Source organism: Pseudomonas sp. GM80 (assembly GCF_000282515.1).
Lineage (GTDB): Bacteria > Pseudomonadota > Gammaproteobacteria > Pseudomonadales > Pseudomonadaceae > Aquipseudomonas.
In genome coordinates this window covers 35625-60486 of sequence record NZ_AKJD01000094.1, presented here as the reverse complement: position 1 = coordinate 60486, position 24862 = coordinate 35625, and the positions used below count along the sequence as shown (strand labels likewise).

Annotated in this window: 19 protein-coding genes; 9 read left to right on the top strand and 10 right to left on the bottom strand. The window is 58.0% G+C overall.

Annotated features, from left to right (window positions below):
* Window position 1: 1 nt before the first annotated feature.
* Window positions 2-874: a LysR family transcriptional regulator gene (locus tag PMI37_RS16100; RefSeq protein WP_008082659.1), complete on the bottom strand. Its 873-nt coding sequence runs from the start codon at window positions 872-874 to the stop codon at window positions 2-4.
* Between the two features lie 79 nt (window positions 875-953).
* Between PMI37_RS16100 and PMI37_RS16095 the strand changes: the two genes are divergently transcribed.
* Both PMI37_RS16095 and hppD read left to right on the top strand, forming a co-directional pair.
* A complete protein-coding gene (locus tag PMI37_RS16095; protein WP_008082658.1) occupies window positions 954-1901 on the top strand; it encodes a DMT family transporter in 948 nt (315 codons plus the stop codon).
* Between the two features lie 244 nt (window positions 1902-2145).
* A complete protein-coding gene (gene hppD, locus PMI37_RS16090; RefSeq protein ID WP_008082657.1) occupies window positions 2146-3222 on the top strand; it encodes a 4-hydroxyphenylpyruvate dioxygenase in 1077 nt (358 codons plus the stop codon).
* A 145-nt stretch (window positions 3223-3367) separates the two neighbouring features.
* Here hppD and rarD read toward each other — a convergent pair whose 3' ends face one another.
* The 3 genes from rarD to PMI37_RS16075 form a co-directional block, all read right to left on the bottom strand.
* Window positions 3368-4249 carry an EamA family transporter RarD gene (rarD, locus tag PMI37_RS16085; protein ID WP_008082656.1) on the bottom strand — a complete coding sequence of 294 codons (882 nt, stop codon included), beginning with the start codon at window positions 4247-4249 and terminating at the stop codon, window positions 3368-3370.
* Between the two features lie 197 nt (window positions 4250-4446).
* Entirely contained in the window at window positions 4447-5460 is a 1014-nt protein-coding gene (locus PMI37_RS16080; protein ID WP_008082655.1) for an aldo/keto reductase, read from the bottom strand.
* Window positions 5461-5633: 173 nt separating this feature from the next.
* Complete coding sequence (locus tag PMI37_RS16075) at window positions 5634-6944, bottom strand: MFS transporter (RefSeq protein WP_008082649.1); 1311 nt, start codon at window positions 6942-6944, stop codon at window positions 5634-5636.
* Between the two features lie 171 nt (window positions 6945-7115).
* Between PMI37_RS16075 and PMI37_RS16070 the strand changes: the two genes are divergently transcribed.
* From PMI37_RS16070 to PMI37_RS16055, 4 genes are all read left to right on the top strand, one after another.
* Complete coding sequence (locus tag PMI37_RS16070; protein WP_008082647.1) at window positions 7116-8237, top strand: sugar diacid recognition domain-containing protein; 1122 nt, start codon at window positions 7116-7118, stop codon at window positions 8235-8237.
* Between the two features lie 242 nt (window positions 8238-8479).
* Entirely contained in the window at window positions 8480-9616 is a 1137-nt protein-coding gene (locus PMI37_RS16065; protein ID WP_008082645.1) for a glycerate kinase, read from the top strand.
* Window positions 9617-9910: 294 nt separating this feature from the next.
* Window positions 9911-11536, top strand: coding sequence for a methyl-accepting chemotaxis protein (locus PMI37_RS16060; protein WP_008082640.1), 1626 nt, complete (start codon window positions 9911-9913; stop codon window positions 11534-11536).
* A gap of 41 nt (window positions 11537-11577) precedes the next feature.
* Window positions 11578-12765: a pyridoxal phosphate-dependent aminotransferase gene (locus PMI37_RS16055; protein ID WP_008082639.1), complete on the top strand. Its 1188-nt coding sequence runs from the start codon at window positions 11578-11580 to the stop codon at window positions 12763-12765.
* Window positions 12766-12907: 142 nt separating this feature from the next.
* On the opposite strand, the gene PMI37_RS16050 is transcribed toward PMI37_RS16055, so the two are convergent.
* From PMI37_RS16050 to PMI37_RS16030, 5 genes are all read right to left on the bottom strand, one after another.
* Complete coding sequence (locus PMI37_RS16050) at window positions 12908-13885, bottom strand: 2-hydroxyacid dehydrogenase (protein ID WP_008082638.1); 978 nt, start codon at window positions 13883-13885, stop codon at window positions 12908-12910.
* 13 nt (window positions 13886-13898) lie between these two features.
* A complete protein-coding gene (locus PMI37_RS16045) occupies window positions 13899-15197 on the bottom strand; it encodes an MFS transporter (RefSeq protein WP_008082637.1) in 1299 nt (432 codons plus the stop codon).
* Window positions 15198-15255: 58 nt separating this feature from the next.
* On the bottom strand, window positions 15256-16299 hold the full coding sequence (locus tag PMI37_RS16040; RefSeq protein WP_008082636.1) for a sugar kinase: 1044 nt from the start codon (window positions 16297-16299) through the stop codon (window positions 15256-15258).
* On the bottom strand, window positions 16292-17074 hold the full coding sequence (locus PMI37_RS16035; protein ID WP_008082635.1) for a sugar phosphate isomerase/epimerase family protein: 783 nt from the start codon (window positions 17072-17074) through the stop codon (window positions 16292-16294). The genes PMI37_RS16040 and PMI37_RS16035 overlap by 8 nt, the downstream gene beginning before the upstream one ends.
* Before the next feature lie 175 nt (window positions 17075-17249).
* Entirely contained in the window at window positions 17250-18278 is a 1029-nt protein-coding gene (locus PMI37_RS16030; RefSeq protein ID WP_008082627.1) for a LacI family DNA-binding transcriptional regulator, read from the bottom strand.
* Between the two features lie 236 nt (window positions 18279-18514).
* Here PMI37_RS16030 and PMI37_RS16025 point away from each other — a divergent pair, with 236 nt between their 5' ends.
* The 3 genes from PMI37_RS16025 to PMI37_RS16015 all read left to right on the top strand — a co-directional run bounded on the left by PMI37_RS16025 (window position 18515) and on the right by PMI37_RS16015 (window position 24238).
* The gene (locus PMI37_RS16025) at window positions 18515-19360 is read left to right on the top strand and encodes a hypothetical protein (protein WP_008082625.1); all 846 of its coding nucleotides are present in this window, start codon (window positions 18515-18517) and stop codon (window positions 19358-19360) included.
* 104 nt (window positions 19361-19464) lie between these two features.
* Window positions 19465-21549 carry a hypothetical protein gene (locus PMI37_RS16020; protein ID WP_008082618.1) on the top strand — a complete coding sequence of 695 codons (2085 nt, stop codon included), beginning with the start codon at window positions 19465-19467 and terminating at the stop codon, window positions 21547-21549.
* Window positions 21550-21796: 247 nt separating this feature from the next.
* Window positions 21797-24238, top strand: coding sequence for an autotransporter outer membrane beta-barrel domain-containing protein (locus PMI37_RS16015; protein ID WP_008082616.1), 2442 nt, complete (start codon window positions 21797-21799; stop codon window positions 24236-24238).
* A gap of 47 nt (window positions 24239-24285) precedes the next feature.
* On the opposite strand, the gene PMI37_RS16010 is transcribed toward PMI37_RS16015, so the two are convergent.
* Window positions 24286-24795: a hypothetical protein gene (locus PMI37_RS16010; protein ID WP_008082615.1), complete on the bottom strand. Its 510-nt coding sequence runs from the start codon at window positions 24793-24795 to the stop codon at window positions 24286-24288.
* Window positions 24796-24862 lie beyond the last annotated feature (67 nt).

Genomic DNA, 24862 nt, shown 5'->3' with positions numbered 1-24862 from the left:
CTCATTGATGATTGAGGCGCGTCGCCAACTCGATAAACGCCCGTGCGGCGGGTGATGACTGACGCTGATCGAGGACGGCCAGGCCGATCTGGCGCTGCACAACGGGCAACAACGGTTTCCTCACGTAACGCGGCGTTGGATCGTCTGGCAACGAGCCTTCGGCCACAATCGTGATCGCGTCGCCCCGACTGACCGTGTCGAGGGTGCTGAGCAATTGGGAGCAGCGGTAGCGAATGTTCGGTTGCAGGCCTGCCGCCATGAACAGCCGCGACACCAGTTCCGAAGAACCGGCCTGGGTGAGCACGAACGGGTCGTCGCACAGGTCCTTCAGGCTCACCGCGGAACGCGTCGCCAGCGGGTGATCGAGCGCAAGCAGGGCGACCATCTGGTCTTCAATCAAGGCGAAAGTGTCGAAGCGCTCCTGCGGCAGCACAACAAAACCAACATCGATTCGCCGCTCTTCGAGCCACTGCGTCACCTGTCGGTCCGGCCCTTCATCAATGTGCACCTCAATGCCCGGATGCGCCTGGCGAAATCGATGAAGAATCTTTGGCAGCAATTTGATCGATGAGGTCGGGCCGAACGAGCCAATGCGCAATGTGCCGGTTTTCATGCCGCGGGCATCGGCCGCTTCCTGACGCAGCGTGTTGGCCAGGCCGAGCATTGCCCGCGCGCGCAGCAACAGTTGCTGGCCAATGTCGCTGAGTTCCACCGACGATTGATGCCGACGCAGCAACTCGACGCCCAATTCCTGTTCCAGCGACTTCATTGCGTGGGACACCGCCGACTGGGAAATACCCAAACGATGGGCCGCCAGGGTGAAACCGCGTAGCTCGGCGACCAGCGAGAAGATTTCCAGTTGGGTGAGGGTCATGAGTTTTTGCTCATTTTACGATGATCAGGAATGAAGTGAATGATACGGCATCGTTGCTGCTTTTCCCCTCTGGAGTGATATGCGCCATTTTGCACAGACCCACGCGACACCTTCCGACATGCCGGTTTACCTGACCCTGGCCGCCGTGACCATGATCTGGGGCGGGACGTTCGTTGCCGGGCGATTTCTCGCCGGCAGTCTCAGCCCGCTGTTCGCCGCCAGCCTGCGCTTCTTGCTGGCCAGTGCGGCACTGCTGGGGTTTTTATGGCTGGCGCGGGTGCCGTTGGCGCGCCCGACGCCCCGGCAGTGGCTGCAATTGACGCTGTTGGGTTTCTTCGGGATTTTCTTCTATAACCTGTGCTTCTTTTACGGCCTGCACTACATCAACGCCTCGCGCGCTTCGTTGATTGTCGCGTTGAATCCGGCGGTGATCGGCCTTGCGTCCTGGCTGTTGTTCAAAGAGCGTCTGGGCAGGCTGAAAGTCGGCGGCATCGCGCTGTGCATGGCGGGTGCGAGCCTGGTGATTGTCAGCCGCAACCCACAATTGCTGGCGGCAACAGCGGATGCCTGGATGGGCGACCTGTTGATTCTCGGCTGCGTGCTGGGGTGGGGCGTTTACTCACTGTTTTCCCGGGGCCTGAATCAGGCACTCGGCCCGGTGCAGACGGTGACGTATTCGATCCTGATCGGCACGCTCATGCTCTGGACGCTGGCTGCACTGCGTGGCGAACTGAGCTGGACGACATTGATCGGCCTCGGCGCGCCGCAATGGCTGAGCCTGCTTTATCTCGGCGTGCTCGGTTCGGCGCTGGCCTACATCGGTTACTACGACGGCATTCGCAAAATCGGCGCGACACGTTCCGGCGTGTTTATCGCCTTGAATCCGTTGACTGCGGTGATCCTCGGCGCGCTGCTACTTGGCGAACAGTTGACGCTGGCCATGTGCCTGGGCGGTGCGCTGATCCTGTGGGGCATTTACCTGTGCAACAAACCCCTTGCACCGGGCGCAAAAAAGCGGATTTTATAGAGAGAGCAGACAAGCCTATTTACGCTGTGTAGAATCGGGTTACGCATACAATAATAATCGTCTTCTGGCAGCAGAAGCCTCGCCCGCAAAAGCCTTGGGTCGACAATGAAGATATTCGGGTTTCAACTGATCTACGGTGACTTCCTCGCCCGCAGTGTGCGTGGCATCTCCTGTGCGCCACCCACCGACCTCGCAGACTGACAAATAACCCTGGTTAATTTGATAAGAATGATGAGGCGTCACCATGACCGATTTATACGAAAACCCAATGGGCCTGATGGGCTTTGAATTCATCGAGCTCGCTTCGCCGGTGCCGGGCACCCTGGAGCCGATCTTCGAGATCATGGGCTTTACCAAAGTCGCCACCCACCGCTCCAAGAACGTGCACCTGTATCGTCAGGGTGCGATCAACCTGATCCTCAACAACGAACCCAACAGCGTCGCTTCGTACTTCGCCGCCGAACATGGCCCGTCGGTATGCGGCATGGCGTTCCGCGTAAAAGATTCGCAAAACGCCTACAACCGCGCACTGGAACTCGGCGCTCAGCCGATCCACATCGAAACCGGGCCGATGGAGCTGAACCTGCCGGCGATCAAAGGCATTGGCGGCGCGCCGCTGTACCTGATCGACCGTTTCGGCGAAGGCAGCTCGATCTACGACATCGACTTCGTGTTCATCGAAGGCGTTGATCGCAATCCGGTGGGTGCCGGCCTGAAAATCATCGACCACCTGACCCACAACGTCTATCGCGGTCGCATGGCTTACTGGGCAAACTTCTACGAGAAGCTGTTCAACTTCCGCGAGATCCGTTATTTCGACATCAAGGGCGAATACACCGGCCTGACCTCGAAAGCGATGACCGCGCCAGACGGCATGATCCGCATCCCGCTGAACGAAGAATCGTCCAAGGGCGCAGGTCAGATCGAAGAGTTCCTGATGCAGTTCAACGGCGAGGGCATCCAGCACGTCGCGTTCCTCACCGACGACCTGATCAAGACCTGGGATCAACTGAAGAAAATCGGCATGCGCTTCATGACCGCGCCGCCGGACACCTACTACGAAATGCTCGAAGGTCGCCTGCCGAATCACGGTGAGCCGGTCGATCAACTGCAATCGCGCGGCATCTTGCTCGATGGTGCATCGGAGCAGGGCGACAAGCGTCTGCTGCTGCAGATCTTCTCGGAAACCCTGATGGGCCCGGTGTTCTTCGAATTCATCCAGCGTAAAGGCGACGATGGCTTCGGCGAGGGTAACTTCAAGGCACTGTTCGAATCGATCGAGCGTGATCAGGTGCGCCGTGGTGTGCTTGCCACTGAGTAATTCGCCACTGAACTGAAAAATCCCGGCCTGCAGCGATGCAGAGCCGGGATTTTTTTTACGATCAAAAGATCGCAGCCTGCGGCAGCTCCTACAGGGAAGATGCATTCCAAATGTAGGAGCTGCCGCAGGCTGCGATCTTTTGCTTTTAAGGACGACGCTGACGCATCAAATGTTTGAACCCTTCAAACACCAGCACAACCACCGCCATCCAGATCGGAATATACGTCAGCCATTCCCCGGACTTGATGCTCTCACCCAGCAACAACGCCACACCCAGCAACAACACCGGCTCAACATAACTCAACAAACCAAATAGGCTAAACGGCAGCAAACGGCTGGCAATGATGTACACCACCAACGCCGACGCACTGATCAGGCCGAGCAACGGAATCAGCCACATCAACCCCGGGTATTGATCGAACACGCCAAAACCCTGTTCGCCGCCATGCACAAACCAGTAGGCGATTGGCAACATCAGCGTCATGTCGACCCACAAGCCACCGAGGTGGTCGGTTTTCAAGTACTTGCGCAGCACGAAATACAGCGGATAGCCAACGACGACGACCAGCGTCGCCCAGGAAAACCCGCCGACCTGATACAACTCGTTCAACACGCCCAACGAAGCGAAAAACACCGCGACTTTCTGCAGGTACGACAGGCTTTCGCCGTAGGCAATCCGCCCGGTCAAGACCATCGCCAGCGGCAGCAGGAAATAACCCAGCGAAACATCAAGGCTGTAGCCGTTCAATGGCGCCCACATGAACAGCCACAGTTGCACGCCGAGCAGGGCGGCCGAGACGATCAGGCCGGCGATCAATTTTGGCTTCGCCGCCATCAGGCGAACCAACTCCATCACGCGCCGCCATTCCCCGGACACCAGCATGAACACGGTCATGCACGGCACAGTCAGCAGCATCCGCCAGCCGAAAATCTCTACGCCGCTCAACGGGGTGAGCAACGAGGTGTAGAAGTACATGACGGCAAACAGCACCGAGGCTGAAACCGATAGAGCGATACCTTTAGACAAACTGTCCTCGCGGGGGTGATGGGCGAACGGGGCGCGAAGGATACGTGGTTTCTGTGCTGAATATTGGCCGGATGGTCATTATTTTCAACAGCCCTGTACACAAAATTGTAGGAGCTGCCGAAGGCTGCGATCTTTTGATTTAAAAAAAAACAGGATCAAAAGATCGCAACCTTCGGCAGCTCCTACAGGAGGGGGCGTCAGATTGAGTGGGGTTTGCGCCCGGACACAAAATGGCTCACATCGTTGAACCCCGGTGTTGATGCATGCCCCGGCGTCACCAGCGAATCAATAAACGCTTCATCTTGCGCGGTGATCTTCACTGCCTGCGCCTTGGCGTACGCATCCCACTGTTCCTCAGTGCGTGGCCCGACGATCGCCGAGGTCACCGCGCTGTTGTTCAACACCCAGGCAATCGCGAATTCGACCATGCCAACGCCGCGTTGCTCGGTGTATTGCTGGATCTGCTGGGCGATACGCAGCGACTCCACGCGCCATTCGGTTTCCAGAATGCGTTTGTCCTGACGTCCGGCGCGGCTGTTGGCGTCCGGCTTGATGTCGGGCGCGTATTTGCCGCTGAGCACGCCACGGGCCAGCGGGCTGTAAGGCACTAAGCCGAGACCGTAGGTTTGCGCTGCGGTTATTTGCTCGGTCTCGGCCTGACGGTTGACAATGTTGTACAGCGGCTGGCTGATCACCGGGCGATCAATCCCGAGTTTGTCAGCAATGCGAACGGCCTCGGCAATGCGCCAGCCACGGTAATTGGACAGGCCCCAATAGCGAATCTTGCCTTGGCGAATCAGATCGCCAATCGCCGAAACAGTCACTTCCAGCGGCGTGTTGTGGTCTTCGCGGTGCAAGTAATAGATGTCGAGATAATCGGTGCCGAGCCGGGTCAGGCTGGCCTCCAGGCCGTTGAAAATGTGTTTGCGGCTCAAACCGCTGCGGTTCGGCACGCCGTCCGCCGGGCCGAAACCGACTTTGCTCGCCAGTACCCATTCGTGGCGATGGCGGGCAATCGCTTCGCCGACGATTTCTTCCGAACGACCGTTGGTGTAGACGTCGGCGGTATCAATGAAGTTGATGCCTTGATCCCAGGCCTTGTCGATGATGCGCAGCGAGTCCTCGGTGCTGGTCTGCTCGCCAAACATCATCGTGCCCAGGGTGAGGGTGGACACCCGCAGCCCCGAGTGACCCAGTGTGCGATAGTTCATGCCGAAATCCTTTGGTCGATGGGAAACCCCAACAAATACCAGATGAGTCACAGGGCGCAAAGTGAATTGTTGTTCCTTTTAAAACGCAAAAAGATCGCAGCCTGCGGCAGCTCCTACATGAGACCGTGATCCCCTGTAGGAGCTGCCGAAGGCTGCGATCTTTTGACTTTTTATTAAGCCCGCAACGTCCGCGTCATCCGCAACGCCAACAGACTCCCGCCAACAATCACGCCCGCCAGCAGATACAACGCTGCATCGGTCGACCCGGTGCTGTCCTTGACCCAACCGACCAGATACGGACTGAGGAACCCAGCCATTTGCCCCATCGAGTTGATCAGCGCCAAGCCACCGGCAGCCGCACCGGCACTCAACATCGCCGTTGGCACAGGCCAGAACATCGGCAGGCCGGTCAGCGCGCCCATGGTCGCAATGGTCAGGCCGAGAATGGCAATGGCCGGGTTAGCGGCGAAATTCACCGCAATCACCAGACCGATCGCGCCCATCAACATCGGCACCACCAAGTGCCAGCGGCGTTCTTTGCGCAAGTCTGCCGAACGCCCGACGACCAGCATGAACACCGCCGCCAGCAGGTACGGAATCGCACTGAGCCAGCCGATCACCAGGTTGTCGCTGAAACCGAGGTTCTTGATGATCGACGGCAGCCAGAAGTTGATCGCGTACACGCCGCTCTGGATGCAGAAGTAGATCAGACCGAAGGCCCAGATCGCCGGGTTCTTGAACACTGCCAGCAGCGAGTCCGAGGTGGTTTTCGGTTTGTTCGCCAGGTCTTCAGCCTGATCCGCCTCCAGCACCGCGCGTTCATGCGGGGTCAGCCATTTGGCATGGGCGAAGCTGTCGCTCAGGAGGAAATAGGCGAGGGCGCCAAGGATCACGGTTGGAATGCCTTGCAGCAAGAACATCCACTGCCAGCCTGCCAAACCACCTTGTCCGGCGGCGAAGTGATTGAGGATCCAGCCAGAGAACGGGCTGCCGAGCAAACCCGACACCGGGATGGCCGACATGAACAGCGCCATGATCCGGCCACGGCGGAAGGTCGGGAACCATTGCGAGAGGTACAGCACGACGCCCGGGAAGAAGCCCGCTTCGGCGGCCCCGGTGAACAGGCGCAGGGTGTAGAACTCGGTCGGTGTGGTGACGAACAACAGACACGTGGACAGCGTGCCCCAGGTGATCATCATCACGGCAATCCAGCGTCGTGGACCGAACTTGGTCAACGCCAGGTTGCTCGGTACGCCGCACAGCACGTAGCCGATGAAAAAAATCCCGGCCCCAAGGCCGTACACGGTTTCGCTGAATTTCAGTGCGTCGAGCATCTGCAGTTTGGCAAATCCAACGTTGACCCGGTCGAGGTAGTTGAACAAGTAGCAGATGAAGATGAAGGGGATCAAGCGCAGGGTGATGCGCTTGTAAACGGCATTTTTATCGTCTTCTTTGGTCTGGGTAGCTGCGGCGCTGTGCGACATAGCGGCTCTCTCTTTATTATGATTTTTTGCGATACAAAGGGTAACGTTGATCGCCCTGAGAGTCTCGGCCACCATTGGCAGGATTGTCTTTGTGCCTGAGCACAGGGTTTGCCGCCAGACCCTGTGCGGGTGAACAACCCGTCCGCGCGTGTTTTCAAGGATTTACAGACTATGTTCGAACTCGATCACGACCTCGCTCAGGACATCGTCGACCGGGCCATGGCCATTTTGCCCTACAACGTCAACGTGATGGACAGTCAGGGATTGATCCTCGGCAGCGGCGAGCCGGAACGCATCAACACCCGCCACGAAGGCGCGCAACTGGTGCTGGCCAACAGCCGAGTGGTGGAGATCGACGCGCAGACGGCGGTGCACCTCAAAGGCGTGCAGCCAGGGATCAATCTGCCGTTGTTGCTCGATCAGCGCCTGATCGGCGTATTGGGCATCACCGGCGAGCCCGAGCAACTGCGCACGTACGCCGAGCTCGTGCGCATGACCGCCGAGATGCTGGTCGGCCAGCGCAATCAACAGGCCGAACAGCAATGGCGGCGGCAGCGTTGCGATGATCTGCTGGCGTTGCTGTTGAGCGAGGCGGGCGATTCACCGCGCCTGTTTGACGAAGCGCAGCAACTGGGGCTCAAACCGCAATTGACGCGGGTGCCGTACTTGTTCGAGTTGGGGCTGGAACATGGGCCGGGGCAAACCGTCGACGCGCTGAGTGCCTGGCTGACGTCGCGCTATCCCGACAGTTGGTGCGTGAGTTCGGCGAAATCGTCACTGCTGTGGTGTCGCCCGGCCAGCCAGAACGTCGAGCATGATCGTTTGCTGGAAAAACTTGATGGCATGGGCTGGAACATTTTGCGCATTGCCGTGGGCGGCCAGGCTGAAGGTCTGCTCGGTTTGCGCCGGTGTTATCGCCGGGTCGGTGACTTGCTGGCCTACGGGCGAGACGTACTGCCGCATTCACGGCTGCTGACGCTCAATCGCTATCGACTGCCGGTGATGTTGTGGCGCCATCGCAACGATGATGCGCTGGATGAACTGCTCAAGCCGTTGCGCAAAGTGCTCGCCAAGGACAGCAATGGCCAGTTGTTGGCCACGCTGCGCACCTGGTGCGAGCACGACGGCCAAAGCCAGGCATGCGCCGATGCACTGGGTATCCACCGCAACAGCCTGCGTTACCGGATGGAGCGGATTGCCGAACTCAGTGGCGTCGACCCGCTGCGGCTGGACGGCATGCTGGCGCTGTACCTCGGGGTGCAGCTCCTGCCCCAGACTGATGTGCCTATCTGAGGTGTTCTTGAGGACGCCATCGCTGGCAAGCCAGCTCCCACAGGTTTTGCTGTGTTCACAAATAACGTGTCAACACAAACCCTGTGGGAGCTGGCTTGCCAGCGATGAGGCCATGAGACCCAACGTCAATTCCACTGCCTTGTATAAATGAACAATAAACGTCTGTGCAAATTGTGCAGCGGACAGGCGTCAATGTGCATGCCGACTGGCAGCATGAGGGGCATTGGAACTGGAGAATCATCATGAAGATCGTCATCGCCCCCGATTCGTTCAAGGACAGCCTGAGTGCCCAAGGCGTCGCCGAGGCCATTGCCCAAGGCCTGACGCAAGTGTGGCCACAGGCAACGCTGGTCAAATGCCCGATGGCCGATGGTGGCGAGGGCACGGTCGAGTCGATTCTTGCTGCCTGTGAAGGCGAACTGCGCCGCACCCGCGTGCGTGGCCCGCTCGGCGCGCCGGTTGACGCCGCGTGGGGCTGGTTGCCGCACAACCACACCGCAATCATCGAAATGGCTGAGGCCAGTGGCTTGCAACTGGTGCCAACCGGGCAGCGCGATGCCTGCGTCAGCAGCACGTTTGGCACCGGCGAGTTGATTCGTGCAGCGCTGGATGCCGGCGCGCAGCGGATCATTCTGGCGATTGGCGGCAGCGCGACCAATGACGCAGGCGCCGGCGCGATGCAGGCGTTGGGCGTCAAGCTGTTCGATGCACAAAATCAGTCGCTGGTGCCCGGCGGCCTCGCGTTGGCGCAACTGGCGCGGCTTGATCTGCGCGAACTGGATCCGCGACTGGCGCAGGTGCGGTTCGACATCGCTGCCGACGTCAACAATCCGCTGTGTGGCCCACACGGCGCCTCGGCGATCTTCGGTCCGCAGAAAGGTGCATCGCCTGCGCAGGTTGAGCAACTCGATCAGGCCTTGGGCCACTTTGCTGACCTGTGCGCGCAGGCGCTGGACAAAGACGTTCGTGATGAACCGGGCTGCGGCGCGGCGGGTGGTTTGGGTTTCGCTGCCAAAGCGTTTCTCGGGGCGCAATTCCAGGCTGGCGTCGAAGTGGTGGCCGAACTGGTCGGCCTGGCCGAAGCCGTCAAAGGCGCGGATCTGGTGATCACCGGCGAAGGTCGGTTTGACGCACAAACCCTGCGCGGCAAAACCCCGTTTGGCGTGGCGCGGATCGCCAAACAACAAAACGTGCCGGTGATCGTCATTGCCGGGACGTTGGGCGAGGGTTATCAAGACCTCTATGTGCATGGCATCGATGCCGCGTTTGCCGTGACCAGCGGACCGATGACACTGGAAAAGGCCTGCGCCGAAGCACCACGCCTGCTGAGCGAACGCGCCACCGACATCGCCCGCGTCTGGCAACTCGCCAAACCCTGACCCAACCCCTGTAGGAGCTGCCGAAGGCTGCGATCTTTTGATCTTGCTTTACAAAAACAGGATCAAAAGATCGCAGCCTTCGGCAGCTCCTACATGTGGGGTGAACACTGTTTCATTGTTGTAACACCCTGAAAAATACTTGCTCTTGACCCGCAATCTTCCTCAAGCCTGGCCGATACAGCTAACAGGCGCGCACAAAGACTTCCCAAAACAGTGACGCCGGACTGAAGCCCTCTCAAGGGCCAGTGATCACGGCAAGGACGCTCGTAGTTTCTATCATCCGAGAGTCCAACTATGTCCTTGCGTAACCTGAACATCGCGCCCCGTGCCTTCCTCGGTTTTGCCTTCATCGCCCTGTTGGTGATTGTGCTCGGCGTGTTCGCCGTCAACCGCATGTCGATCATCCGCCAGGCCTCGGTCGACATGGACTCGACGCAGCTGCCCAGCGTGACTCATCTCAGCGTGGTGACGGAAAACGTCCTGCGCCTGCGCATTCTGTCGTTCCGCATATTGGTCAACCGCGAAGCCGCCGGTTTGCAGGAAGCACAAACGCGCATTGCCGCCCTGGTCGACAAGGTTCGCGCCGCCCAGGCCAGTTATGCCGCGTTGCCGGCCGGCCCGGAAGAGCGCGCGCTGTACCAGACCTTCGCCAATACCCTGGAAAACTACCTGCAAGCGCAGAATCAAATGATGGACCTGTCGCGTCAGGACAAACTCGATGAGATGCGCAACCTGATCAATACGCGAATCAAGGACGGCACCGATCAGATGGGCGAGCAGTTGAACAAACTGATCGCCATCAACGCTGCCGACGCCAAAGCCGCGTCGATCCAGGCCGGTGAGCACTACGACAGCGCCATCACCGGGATTATCATCGTCGCGCTGGTGGCGGCCATGGCCACCGTGTTGCTCGCCTGGCTGCTGACCCGCAGCATCGTCACGCCGCTGAATCGCGCAGTCGCCGCCGCGCAAACCATCGCGGGCGGCAACCTGACCAAACTCATTGAGGTCGACGGCAACGACGAACCGGCGCGCCTGCTCCAAGCGCTGGCTGCGATGCAGAGCAACCTGCGCAAAACCATCGAGCAGATCGCCGGTTCCGCCACGCAACTGGGCGCCGCCGCCGAAGAACTCAGCGCCGTGACTGAAGAAGCCTCACGCGGCCTGCAACAACAGAACAATGAAATCGAGCAAGCCGCCACGGCCGTCAACGAAATGACCGCCGCTGTGGAAGAAGTCGCGCGTAACGCCGTCTCGACCTCAGAAGCCTCGAACCAGTCGACCCACGCCGCGCGTGAAGGTCGCGATCAAGTGGTGAAAACCGTTGATGCGATCCAGACCATGACCCATGACGTGCAGAACACCGCGCAAATGATCGAAGGCCTCGCGGCGCAAGGGCGCGACATCGGCAAGGTGCTCGACGTGATCCGCGCCATTGCCGAACAGACCAACCTGCTGGCCCTCAACGCGGCGATCGAAGCGGCGCGTGCCGGTGAAGCCGGGCGCGGTTTCGCCGTGGTGGCGGACGAGGTGCGCGCCTTGGCACATCGCACCGCGCAGTCGACCCAGGAAATCGAAAAAATGGTCGCCGGCATCCAGAACGGCACCGGCGAAGCGGTTTCGTCGATGCAGCAGAGCAACCAGCGCACGCAGTCGACGCTGGAAATGGCCCGCGCCGCTGGCGTGGCGCTGGAACAGATCACCCAGTCGATCCATCAGATCAACGAGCGCAATCTGGTTATCGCCAGTGCGTCGGAAGAGCAGGCGCAAGTGTCGCGCGAGGTCGATCGCAACCTGGTCAACATCCGCGACCTGGCCACGCAATCGGCCGCCGGAGCCAACCAGACCAGCGCCGCGACGCATGAACTGTCACGTCTGGCGGTGGATTTGAATGCCATGGTGGCGCGTTTTGTGATTTGAGATAGGGTGAAGGCTGGAGACCGCGCAATCAGGAGACGTACATGCGCTATTCAGCCTTGACCCAACGAATCGCCGGGGAAGGAGCAGCAGCCTGGCAGATTCACGACCGAGCGCTGGAGTTGCGCGCCGAGGGTGTCGATATCCTGCTGCTGACGGTGGGTGATCCGGATTTCGATACGCCGCTGCCGATCATCCACGGGGCCATCGATAGCCTGTTGGCGGGCGATACCCATTATTCCGAAGTGCGCGGCCGCGTGGCGCTGCGCAAGCTGATCGCCGGGCGCCATCGGGCGCGCAGCGGTCAGGCGGTCGATGCCGACCATGTGATCATCATGCCCGGCGCGCAATGCGCGGTGTATTCAGTGGCGCAGTGTCTGCTCGATCCGGGTGATGAAGTGATCGTCGCCGAGCCGATGTATGTCACCTACGAAGGGGTGTTCGGCGCGTGCGGGGCGACGGTGGTGTCGGTGCCGGTGAAACCGGAAAACGGTTTTCGGGTCGATCCTGCTGATGTCGCTGCACGTATTACTCCGAAAACCCGCGCGCTGTTGCTCAACAGCCCGAACAATCCCTCCGGCGCGAGCCTGTCTTTGCTGATTTGGCAGGAATTGGCAGCGCTGTGCATTCGTCATGACCTGTGGCTGATCAGCGATGAGGTCTACAGCGACCTTTTGTATGAAGGCGAGCACATCAGCCCGGCAAGCCTGCCGGGCATGGCCGAACGCACGGCGACCATCAACAGCCTGTCGAAATCCCATGCCATGACCGGCTGGCGCATCGGCTGGATGATCGGCCCCAAGCCGTTGGCGGAACATCTGGTCAATCTGTCGCTGAGCATGTTGTTCGGCCTGCCGGACTTTGTGCAAAAAGCTGCGGAGGTGGCGCTGAAGTCGGACCTGCCGGAAGTGACGCAGATGCGCGAAGAATATCGCTTGCGCCGGGATCTGGTGTGCGAGCGTTTGCACGGTTGTCCGGGGCTGTATCCGATTCGTCCGGATGGCGGCATGTTTGTGATGGTCGATGTGCGCCAGACCGGGCTTGGCGCGCAGGCATTCGCCGAGCGCTTGCTGGAAGGTTACGGCGTGTCGGTGCTGGCCGGCGAGGCATTCGGCCCGAGCGCGGCGGGGCATATTCGTCTGGGATTGGTGCTGGATCGGGTGAAGCTCGCCGATGCCTGCGCGCGGATTGCGCTGTGTGCGGCGCAGCTTTTACAGGCGCGCAGTGCCTGATGGTTATAGGTCGCCGGTACTGGCCTCATCGCTGGCAAGCCAGCTCCCACAGGATTTTGTGTCGTTCTCAAATGTAATCAACACTGAAAAACCTGTGGGAGCTGGCTTGCCAGCGATGAGGCCCAATAAGGCAATGAAATTCTCAGCCCTGCCAAGCCGATGAATTCACCAGATTCCCCGGTTTCTCTCCACTTAACGCCGCCAGCAGATTCTCCACCGCACACCGCGCCATCGCCTCACGCGTTTCATGCGTCGCCGAGCCCATGTGCGGCGTCGCCACTACGTTATCAAGCTGCAACAACGGCGATGCCTGATCCAGTGGCTCGCGCTCGAACACATCCAGCCCCGCCGCGCGAATGCGCTTTTCGCGCAGCGCATCAATCATCGCCGCCTCATCAACAACCTTGCCCCGCGAGATGTTGATAAAGATGCTCTCGGGGCGCATCAACGCAAACTGCTCAGCCCCGATCAAACCTTCTGTCTGCGCCGTCAAAGGCAAGGTCAGGCAAATGAAATCGGCTTGCTGCAGCAAATCCTCAAGGCTTCGATACTGCGCGGCAAAACGCGCCTCGACCGCCGGTTTGCGCGACTGACTGTGATAGATCACCGGCATGCCAAAGCCGAAATGGCCACGCTGCGCCAATGCTTCGCCAATGCGGCCCATGCCGATGATCCCCAGCGTCTTGCCGTGCACATCGGTGCCAAAGTGCGCCGGGCCGATATTGCGTTGCCACTGGCCGTTGCGCACCAGGTTCGCCAGTTCCACCACACGCCGGGCGGCGGCGAGGACCAAGGCGAAGCCAGTGTCAGCAGTGGTTTCGGTGAGGACGTCCGGGGTGTTGGTGAGCACGATTTGCCGTGTGTTCAGGTAGGCGATGTCGTAGTTGTCGACGCCCACCGAAACGCTGGCAATCGCTTCAAGCTGCGGCGCCAGATCGAGCAACGCCGCATCGAGTTTCAGACTGGCGCCGAGCAGACCGTGGGCGCGGGGCAGGGCGTCGCGCAGTTGCATGAGACCGTCGGCGTCGAGGCTTTCGATCAGTGTAACTTCGCACTGTTCTTGCAGGCGCGCCATCAGCGCTGGCGAGAGTTTCTTGTACAACACGACGTGTTTTTTCATGGCAAAAGTCTCTTCAGGAATGGGCCGGTACATGGCGCGCAGTCACGGCTTTGGCCACCACGCGATCACTCGCGCCGGGCTTGAGGAAAATCGTCAGCACCACCGACAGCAACAACGCGCCGCTCATCAACAGGTAGGATGCGCCGGGCGAACCGGTGGTGCTGTTCAGGTAACCGACCAGGTACGAGCCGCCGAATGAACCGAGCGCGCCCATGCTGTTGATCAGCGCCATCGCGCCACCGGCGACGTTGGCGGGGAGAATCTCCGGGACGATGGCAAAGAACGGCCCGTACGGTGCGTACATGCAGGCGCCGGCAATCACCAGCAAGGTGTAAGACCACCAGAAATGTTCAGCGCCCAGCGCGTACGAACCGTAGAAAGCGATCGATGCGATCAGCAGCGGCGGCCAGACGAAGCGTTTGCGTTTCTGCAACTTGTCCGAACCCCACGACACCACAAGCATGCCGATCACCGCCGCCAGATACGGCAGCGCCGACAGCCAGCCGGCCTCGATCATGTCCATTTGCGCGCCGGCCTTGAGGATCGACGGCAGCCACAGCACAAAGCCGTACACGCCGATGCTCCAGCAGAAAAACTGCAGCGCCAGAATAATCACCTTTGGCGAACGGAAGGCCTCGGCGTAGTTTTTCACCGCCTTGATACCAACCTGTTCGGCTGCCAGGGCGCTTTCCAGATCCTGCTTTTCCTGGTCGTTGAGCCACTTGGCCTCGGACGGACGATCATCGGCCAGGCGCCACCAGATAAACGCCCAAAGCACTGCCGGCAAACCTTCGATGATAAACATCCAGCGCCAGCTGAAATGCTGCACCAGATACCCCGAGACCACCGACATCCACAGCATGGTCACCGGGTTGCCGAGGATCAGGAAAGTGTTGGCTCGCGAGCGTTCGGCGCGGGTGAACCAGTGGCACAGGTACACCAGCATCGCCGGCATCACAGCGGCTTCAACCACGCCGAGCATGAAGCGGATGACGATCAGCCAATAGGCGTTGGAGACCACGCCGGTCAACGTGGCGAGGCCGCCCCAGAGAATCAGGCTGACGAATATCAGTTTCTTCACGCTGTGCTTTTGCGCATAGATTGCGCCCGGCACCTGGAAGAAAAAGTAACCGAGAAAGAACAGCGCGCCGAGCAGCGAAGACAGGCCCGGGGTGATCATCAGGTCTTCGGCCATCCCCGAGGCAGCGGCAAAACCGTAGTTGGCGCGGTCCAGATACGCCAGGCTGTAGGTGATGAATACGATTGGCATGATGTACCACCAGCGGCGGGTGGCGAGGGTCACGGTTTTCATGGTTTGTGGCTCCTGAGCTTGTTGTTTTTGTCGCAGCAGGTTCAATGAATGTTGTCTGTCAGGGCCTCATCGCTGGCAAGCCAGCTCCCACAGGGTTTTGGGGTGTATCAAAAGTTGTGTTTTTATCACCAAATCCTGTGGGAGCTGGCTTGCCAGCGATGGCGGCCTCAAACTCAACGGACAATTCCAGACGGGTTGGAAGGCCCTCCATATCCCCGCGACTCTGCACGGCGCGGCTGCCAATCCAGTTCGCACGCTGCACCGCCTCGGCAAAACTCTGATGCTCCAGCAAGGCACTGATCATCCCGACCGCAAAGCCATCACCGGCACCCACCGTGTCGACGACGTGGGCCACCGGCACGCCGGCAACAAAACCCTGCGCCAACTGCGTGCGGTAATAGGCACCCTCCGGCCCAAGCTTGATCGCCACGGCCTCAGCGCCTTGATCGAGATAAAACGCGGCAATGTCGGCCGGGTCGTTGAAGCCGGTGAGCAAGCGACCCTCGCTCAATCCCGGCAGCACCCAGTGGGCGAGGGCGGCGAGGCGGTTGATCTCGGTGATCATCTCGCGCTCGCTGGCCCACAGGCTCGGGCGCAGATTGGGATCGAACGAGACGCTGCGTCCGGCGTTGCGCATGCGGCTCATCAATTCAAAGGACATCTCCCGCGCCGAGGCTGACAGTGCTGGTGGAATACCGGTGGCGTGCAGGTGACGGGCGCTGAGTAATTTTGCGGTGATCGACTGCGGCGAAAGATGGCTGGCCGCTGAGCCGCGCCGAAAATACTCGACCTGCGGATCGCTGCCATCGTCACTGCGAGACTTCAACTGGAAACCGGTCGGGTGGGCGCTGTCGACCTCGACATGACTGCAATCCAGACCTTCTTTTGTCAGCGTTTCGACAACGAAGCGCCCGAGCGAGTCTTGACCGACCCGGCTCAGCCAAGTGACGTTGAAGCCCAGGCGCGACAGGCCAATGGCAACGTTGCTGTCGGCGCCGGCGATGCGCTTGTGAAATTGCTCGACCGCGGCCAGATCACCCGTTTGCTCGGCGACGAACATCGCCATGGTTTCGCCGAACGAGAGAATATCGACCTCAGACATGAGCAGGCTCCAGACTCGATTGGCCGAGGTGGGCGAGGGCGGCGACGTGTTCGCGGGTCAACTCGACCAGGTCCTCGCCTTGCAGCGGGTACTCGGCAGCGCGCATAACGCCTTGAGCCATGTGCCGCAGCAGTTGTTCCCACAGATGCAGATCGCTGACGGCGGGCGGCACGGCCACCAGTTTGCCGTCAGCGCGACGCGCCACGGCTTTGCAATGCACGTAACCGACGTGGCGGCCCAGCAGGCGCGCGGCGCTGGCGGCGGACTGGTCTTGCCATTGCCAGTTGCCAATGTCGAAAGTCATCTTGATCGGCAGATTGTGCTGTTCGACGGCGGCGAAGAAGCGCTGGAACGGTTCGATTCGGCCGCCTTGCAGGGTCTGGTCGTTCTCCACCAGCAGTTGCACCGGACTGTGCTTCAAACGTTCGGCCAGTGCCTGCAGATCGTTGGTGTCGGTGAAATAACCGAGCGACACCTTGAGCCACTTCGAGCCGAAGGTTTCGGCGTTGTGCAGCGCGGTGATCAGTTCGGGGTTGGGTTGCGCCTGACCGGCGAGCCACAGTTCAGTAGGCGACGAGTAGATGCTTTGCAGCCCTTGGGCCTGTGTAGCTTCAGCCAACTGGGCCGGGTCTTCGCGCGTCAGCAGCTCTTCGCGCCATTCAATGCGATCGGCCCCGGCCGTGGCGAGGATTTCGATGAAAGCGCCTTGCCCGCGCTGGCGGACAAGTTCGGCGCCGTAGCTGGACAAACTGATGGAGACGGCAGGTTTATTCATTGTTATTGACCTCTGAAACCGGTTTCATTTTTGTTCAAAAAAATCAGGCAGTTTTGTGTTGTTCCTTCAAGCCCCATCGCTGGCAAGCCAGCTCCCACAGGTTCATGGGCGTGTACAAAAAATTGTTATACGCCCCGGACACTGTGGGAGCTGGCTTGCCAGCGATAGCGTCAGCTCAAACACCGTCGCTCTGACGGGTCGACCCACGCTCAACCAGCACCGGTGCAAAATCCAGCACCCGCGCCGCCTCATCATCCCCGCGCAAGCGCTTGAGCAGACACTCAAACGCCCGCGCGCCAATCTCTTGTGTCGGCTGGGCCAGCGCGGTAATCCCGCTCCCCACCAACGGATACCAATCCAGATCATCCAGGGCGATCACCCCGATATCGTCGAATAAACGGCAACCGATCTCGCGCAATGCTTTGACGCAGGCCAGCGCTGCGACGCCATTGGCGCAAAACAGTGCTTTGGGGCCGGCCCCCGCTTTGTGCAAGAACGATTGAAGAGCGCCAGTCAAGTTGTCGCCGGTTGCCAAAACCGTTCCGCTTAGCAGTGATCGCTGGGCGATCTGCGCCTGAAAACTACTGACGCGCTCCACTCGCGAACTGGTGCCGTCATAGGGTTCGGTCACCAGCACCACGTCGCGATAGCCGCGCTGTTCAAGATGAGCCAGTGCCATTTCCACCGCTTGCGCGTTATTCAGGCCGACCATATCGCTGTCAAGCCCGGCGACCTTGCGATCCACCAACACCATTGGCATTTCGCGATGCAATTCATGCAACTCGTCGCGGTGGTGGCCAAGGGTGTTCACGATCAGCCCTTCGATGTTGTACGAGCGCAACAGCGCCAAATGCTGGCGCTCCTGCTCGTCATCGCGGTCGGTGTTGCACACCACCAGGCTGTAACCGTGCGCACGGCAGGCGGTTTCCACCCCGTGCATCACGGCAATTGAATAAGGATTGCGGATGTCGGCAACCAACATGCCGATCAGGCGCGTACGACCGCGCTTGAGGCCACGGGCCATCTGGTTGGGTTGGTAGCCGAGTTCGGCGATGGCTTGGTCGATGCGCGAGGCAATGGCATCAGAGAGCAGGGCGCGGTCATCGCCGATGAAGCGCGAGACGCTGGCCTTCGACACGCCTGCGTGTTTGGCAACGTCGAGCATGGTGACGCGGCTGCGTTGAGCGGCGGAAAAGACGTTCAATTCGGTAGACCTTATTTTTGGAGGGCAGCGTTTTCAATGTGCAAACGTCGCTGAAACCGGTTTCAGGAGACACTATCAGCCCTTTGGTCGTCAACCTCCAAATGCGTCAGAAACATTCACGACAACCTGGATTTCCGACAGGCGGTTGCCTGACCTGTCAGATTTGACAGTAGGCAGTTTTCGTATAGCAGCGCTTAATTTCTTCAAGTCGAGATGATCAGCCAGTGAGAAACTCCATGCCGAGCAGAGTGCCAATTGTACCCAGCAGCACATTGGATGCCGGTGTGCTCCTGAACCTTGCGCGAGTGGATGGAGTTGACCCCCAAGACCCGGCTGGAACATTACCGCCGGACGCAAAACAAGTTGGCATTATCTGTGTTATCGACCGCTGGCCGAATTTTCCTGTTTCTGGCATCCGCAAAGACCGTGTCGAGATTTTCATTGTCGGTAACCCCGCTTTTGTCGCCTGGGCCGAATATGGGGCCGCGGACGACGCTGTGGAGTTTCGTATTTCAGTGGCTCCCAAAGAACTACCGGATGTGGCGACGTTTGAGTTGTTGTACACGGTACGCTCGATCAACCCCACGACATCGCCCGCACGACGCCTGACATTTGCAATTGTTGCGCCGCCGCAACGTTTGAAAGCGGCGAGTTTTCCCGACGCAAACATTTGGGGGGAGATCGGTTGCGGTAAAAATTATCCCCACGATCCGCAATCCTTATTTATCTGGGAAGGGGTGCGTGTCGAGATTCCTTTTGATGACTTATTTGCTCTCAACGATGTCCTCAGAGTTTATTGGCAAGCGTGGGACTCTCTAAATGGATCAGGAACGCCGTTAACGCAAGTGTTCGAATTCAATGAAGTTGTCACTGATGTTGTAAACAGGCAAGCGGTCAAGCTGGTGATAAAACCATTTGCTTCACATATAGAACCGATGAGAGATAGAGATTCGGCGACCGTCAATTACCATTTGTTGCGAAATGGAATTGCTATATTTCGGTCTTTTACCGGGCTGGTAAAAGTAGACAGGGTCATTCCGGGAGAAAGCGGATATTGCGCGAATTCAAGTTGGATGACCTGATCAGAAGGTAATGCTGGCAGCGATATTACGACTGCATTTGGCGGCGTTCGCCATTGTCGAAGATGCATGGATCAAAAACATTTTCTACACAATGGAGCAAGCACATGACAAGTATTCAAACAGCGGCGTCAGGCACACTATTGAGCGTTTTAACTGCGCCCACCCCGGAGATACCGGATGGCCGTGGTACAGGCAAGGATATTATTCCGATAGCCGCGATTCCTGTTGGCACCGCACTGACACTTATGGTCAAAACAAATGTATGGGCGAACCCCAACAACAGGGATCAGATCGCCCTTGATGTCACGCGAACTGCCCCTCCCGCCAATCCGTTGCCGACAGACTTCACGCGGCTGCCCCGGGTGAGCCTCGGTGACCTGGCTACCCGCCCTGAAGATTTTCCGATCAGAGTGCCTACCGAATTTCTGGGCGAAAATGCAACGCCAGACGGACCGACGCCTATCTGGGTTCGTAGCGTTCTGTATGAGCGGGGGCTCAATCCCCTGACCGGTGTTGTGATGCAGTTTTTTATCGACCGTACCGGTGCCTGGCAGGCGAAACCTGCACAAACAGGTACAAATCCCGGGCAGATCCCTGGCGTCAGAACAATACCGCCAGCTACGTTTCCAAATGCCCCCGGCGATCTGGATGACCCATGGGCGAGCCAGCCGGGCAACGCAGCGGGATTGCAAGTAAAGGTTGATACGTCCTTTTCCAATGCCGTGGCACCACACACTTTAAGACTGTACGTGGCGGGACAACGGACTAACCCTCCGCAAGTGCCAGCTTTTTATGATGGGCCAATGCCCGCCGGTGGCGACGTTGTTATTCCGGTAACAGAGCTACGCAAGGTGACGACCGGCAGGGTGTTCATCTGGTTTATCATCTCAGATGAAGCAGGCAACGAAAGCGCGTGGGGCGTGTTTTTCAGAAACGTACGTTTTCTGCCACTTCCTAAACTGGGCGTAATTACCGTCCCGGTAAACGAAGATGGTCTGATCGATTTAAAAGATGCGCGTGCAGGTGTGAAGGTAAAAGTCAGCCGGTTGCCAAATACTATTGGCACCGACGCAGTGAGCCTGACGTACGGCACTCAACCAGCCCAGGATCTCCCATTCAATGGGCTCTCGGAGCTGGAGTTCACCATTCCTTGGTCGAGCCTGAGCAAAGAATACTTTGATAACCAGACGGGGACCAATTTTGAATTAGAAGTGGTTGTCAAAGCTGACTTGATGCGTGGCGGTTTATCAATCGACACTGGAGCAATAACCGTAAAAACAGATTTCTCGACGCATCCGCCTTATATCGTCGACCCGTTGATCCCGCCCCCTGAGGTTAATCCCGAATTCCGGAAAGCGATTGTCCGCGGACAGGCCCCTGTCACGGACAACTTGCTCGGCCCTCATGACGTCGATCAAGAAGCCACTGCTTTCATCGATGTATCGCCTGTCACAACCGGGACGACATTTCCCGATCCCGAAGTGGGCGATTTGGTAACTTTGAAGTATCTCGGGAATCAAGGGGAAATTATTGTCAATTCAATGCCAATGGATGCTACGAATATCAATACAGTCATTGAAATACCTTTGCCGTATAGCGTTGTCGGCCCGGGTGGCATTGGGGCTAAAGAGGTTTGGTGGACATATGAAAACCCCGCTCGAAATAATACTCAAGATGCTGCTAAAGAGACGGTCACTGTCAATACTGTAGTCATCGTCCTCGACAAACCGGAATTTCAGCGTCCACCGACCGATGGCACCGAATACCCTAACATTATTTGCGAAAGTTTGACGGGGGCTGATCACGTTGCGACGTTCAGAATCAAACCCAATACTCATTTCACCGCTGGGATGGACATCACATTCAATTGGAAAGGCTGGCATGATGACGCTTATACAATAGATGCGCCGCCTGATACCGTGGTTAGTGAAACTCGCGCTATCACTGCGGCAGAACTAACGGCAGGCATGATCTGGGAAGTGCCGTATAAGCCTTCTATTCGCAATCTTCCTCGTCCACCTGCTGCTACACCTGATCCAAGCGAGTTTTATGCGGGTTATGTGAAGATCTGGTACTCCACGCCGACGGTACCGACATCGGAAGTTGAGGAAATGGTTGTTTACTTGCTTAACGGTGACTTCAAGTATTGCGAGTCGGAACCGGGTTGGGATCCTGCACCTGCTCCTTAATCGGTAATCGGCGTTATTGCATTGTCGGGAGGGTGAAACTCTCCCGGCAATCCAATCTGGTTGGTGAACAAGGTGAGTGTTACATGTTGACTGTGGACGATTAAGCCCACTAACAAAGAGGATTTTTCCTACAGAGATGGTTCGGACATGCAGGTATCCTTCGGCGCTCTCAATAACGGCGACTGATGGAGCATGATTATCTGAACTGTCGCTCTTGCGTCCCGATTTAACTCAACGAGAAGTAAATATGACGATCGAAAAAAGACTGGGGCCGACAGTTTTTAAAATCACTGGCACGCTTTCGTACGTGGCTGTGTTAGTTGCGTTCTCAGACGAATCTTTTTCGCGAAATCTCAATCCTGGCGATGTCGAAACCGTATCCGTCGGCGCTGCGCCAGAAGCCTGGTTTATCCCTGCCACTGCCACGCTCAACATCAATGGTGGTGACGCGCTTGATATCGTTGTTGGCGGTGGGAAGTTAAACGCGATTTCTGCCAACACTTCACAGATTGATGCCTCCGCAGATGCCCTCGTGACTCTGGACGGGGCGACGGTGACCGGTAGCAATTTTGACACTGCGCTGAGCTTGACCGACAGCTCGGCAGTGGTATCCGGCAGTACGCTGTCCAGCGATGGCAGAGCAATGTCGCTTGCGCGCGACCTGAACACACCCGTTGGTTCAACAGCGACTGTCACTGGCAGTACGCTGACAGGAGGTTTCTCGGGTGCAGCGGTGACATCTCTCAGTACATTGAATCTGCTGAACAGTCGGGTCGAAGGGATCGACGCCGATGGGGTTGGCCTCGAACTTTATGGCGGCAGCGCCAACATCAGTGCAGACAGCCGGGTCATCGGTGAACTGAACGGGATCATCTTCGGCGAGGACACGGTTTTAAACCCGAGCGATGTCACCGCACAGAGTTTATTGAAGGTCGATGGGTCAACCGTGCAGGGGCGCACTGGCGCGGCAATCAAACTCGATTTTGCGACGCCGGATGATCAACCGGTATTGATCGAAATAGCTAACCGTTCGAACCTGATCGGCGGCAACGGTAATATCCTCGAAGTCATCGATGGCGCAGCGGCGCGATTTCAGATTGACAATAGCCAATTGACAGGCAATGTAGAGGTTGCTGACGGTGGAGCCGCCGCCGTTTTCTTGCAAAACAATGCCAGCCTTGACGGCAATTTGCTCAACGTTGCCTCTGTTTCGCTCGACACCCGAAGCATACTCACCGGTAACATTCAGGGCTCGGGGAATGGCGTCGTTACGCTGGACAACGACTCGATCCTGCACGGCTCGGTTACCGGCGTCAGTACTATGTCCATCGGGCGTGGGGCTGAATGGAACCTGGTTGGCAGCAATTCATTGTCGACTGTTGAAATGCAGGGCGGGAACGTAAGATTCGGCACGCCCGCCGAATTCGTCCGCCTGGACGTTGCCAACCTGTCTGGCAACGGCCGGTTTTTTTTGGATGCTGACGTGGCCACCGGTGAAACCGACTTTCTCAATGTCACGGAATCAGCCAGTGGCCGTCACGAGCTAGTGGTCGGTGCAAGCGCCAGCGAACCTGTCAGTGGTGCGCCAGTTCAAGTGGCTAACATCGCCGGCGGGGATGCTCAGTTCGATCTGAGAAACGGTCAGGTTGATCTGGGTGCTTTGGCGTACAAACTGGTGCGAGAGGGCGAAGGTATTTTCCTGCGAACTGATGGAACCACGCCGAGCACCGGTTCACAAACAGCGTTGGCTATTGCCGGTACCGCTCCCACGGTCATTTATTCGGAAATGACAACTCTCAATACTCGCCTCGGCGACCGTCGCATGGCCGGCACTCAGCCCCGGTCGCGATCGGTTGCTGCAACGGACTCAAATAATCAGAACGCGACATCCGGCCTTTGGATACGGACTCATGCCAATCAGTACAACGTCAAGAATGCCTACGGTGATGGTTATAAACAAAATCAGACGGGTGTCTCCTTGGGCGTGGATACGCCACTACCGTTAGGCGATGGCCAATGGTTGATCGGGGTTTTTGGTGGATACAGCACCACTCGCCTTAACCTGGCCAGTGGCAGCGCCGGCACGATCGACAGCACCTATGGCGGTATTTATTTGTCGTGGTTTGACGAAATGACCGGGTACTACGTGGATACCGTTGGCAAAATCAACCGTTTTACTAACGACGTCAAAGTCACCTTGAGCGATGACACTCGAACAAAGGGTAACTTCGATAATCTCGGGATCAGTGGAACCGTCGAAGTGGGTAAACATATCGTCTTGAACCGAGGTTACTTCATCGAGCCCTCTGCTCAGTTTGGTGTAGCAACGGTTAAAGGCAAAGACTATAAGTTGGACAATCAACTGCAGGTAGACAGCAATGAAACCCGCTCATTGCTCGGTAAGGTCGCAATGACAGTCGGTCGCGAGGTGGTGCTGGACAATGGCGGAAAATTGCAACCCAGACTGCAAGCGGCGGTAAGTCATGAGTTCGTCAACAACAATCGTGTCAGCGTGAATGAGACCGACTTCAACAACGATTTGTCCAGCACCAGTGTGCAGTTGACCGGTGGCCTGAACTGGGTGCCAGCCAATAACAAATGGCAGGTGTTTGGCGAGATAGGCACCAGCAGGGGCAGCAAAGCTGACCAGGAGCTGGGTGGGAGTGTCGGGTTAAGCTTCAATTTCTGACCGCATCAGCAAAAAAAAGGAAGCTTCTCAGCTTCCTTTTTCCATAGTCAGTAAGTGTTTTTTCTTTTGCTCAGGTTGGCGTCAGCGACAAACTCCCCAGTGATCGGGAATTCTTCGTTGCCGTTCTCTCCACCATGGTCAAAGGTGCCGGACCAGGTGCCACTCAGTGTTTTTTCAATGTCGTCATATCTCACTGTCAGACTCCCGCTCACAGAGACGTGCAGGTCACCCGTCGCGGGATCGGAATAGTAGGTGCATCTAACATCATCGCTATCTTTCGACAGGTCATATGTCATCGATTGGGGTTTGGAAGGGAACACGAACTCAAGCGTTCGCGTTACACCATCCTTCGTGTATCCAGCTGTCAGGACGTAACGCGGGCCTTCCGGGTAGGGCTTCGTTCCGAAGGAAGGCTTGGAGGTGGATCGAAACTCCATGAATTGAGGGACTTTGACAAACCTGTAGCGTGGATTGGCATCGCCGTTGATCGTTGCAAACAAATAGGTAGGCGCTGAAACCGGAACGATCTTCGCGTAGGCACGGGCTGCATAGCTCATGAATTTTATCTCCATACAATATGGTTGGGAACATCCAAAGACTGACCCGTCCTACTTCTGGATATTG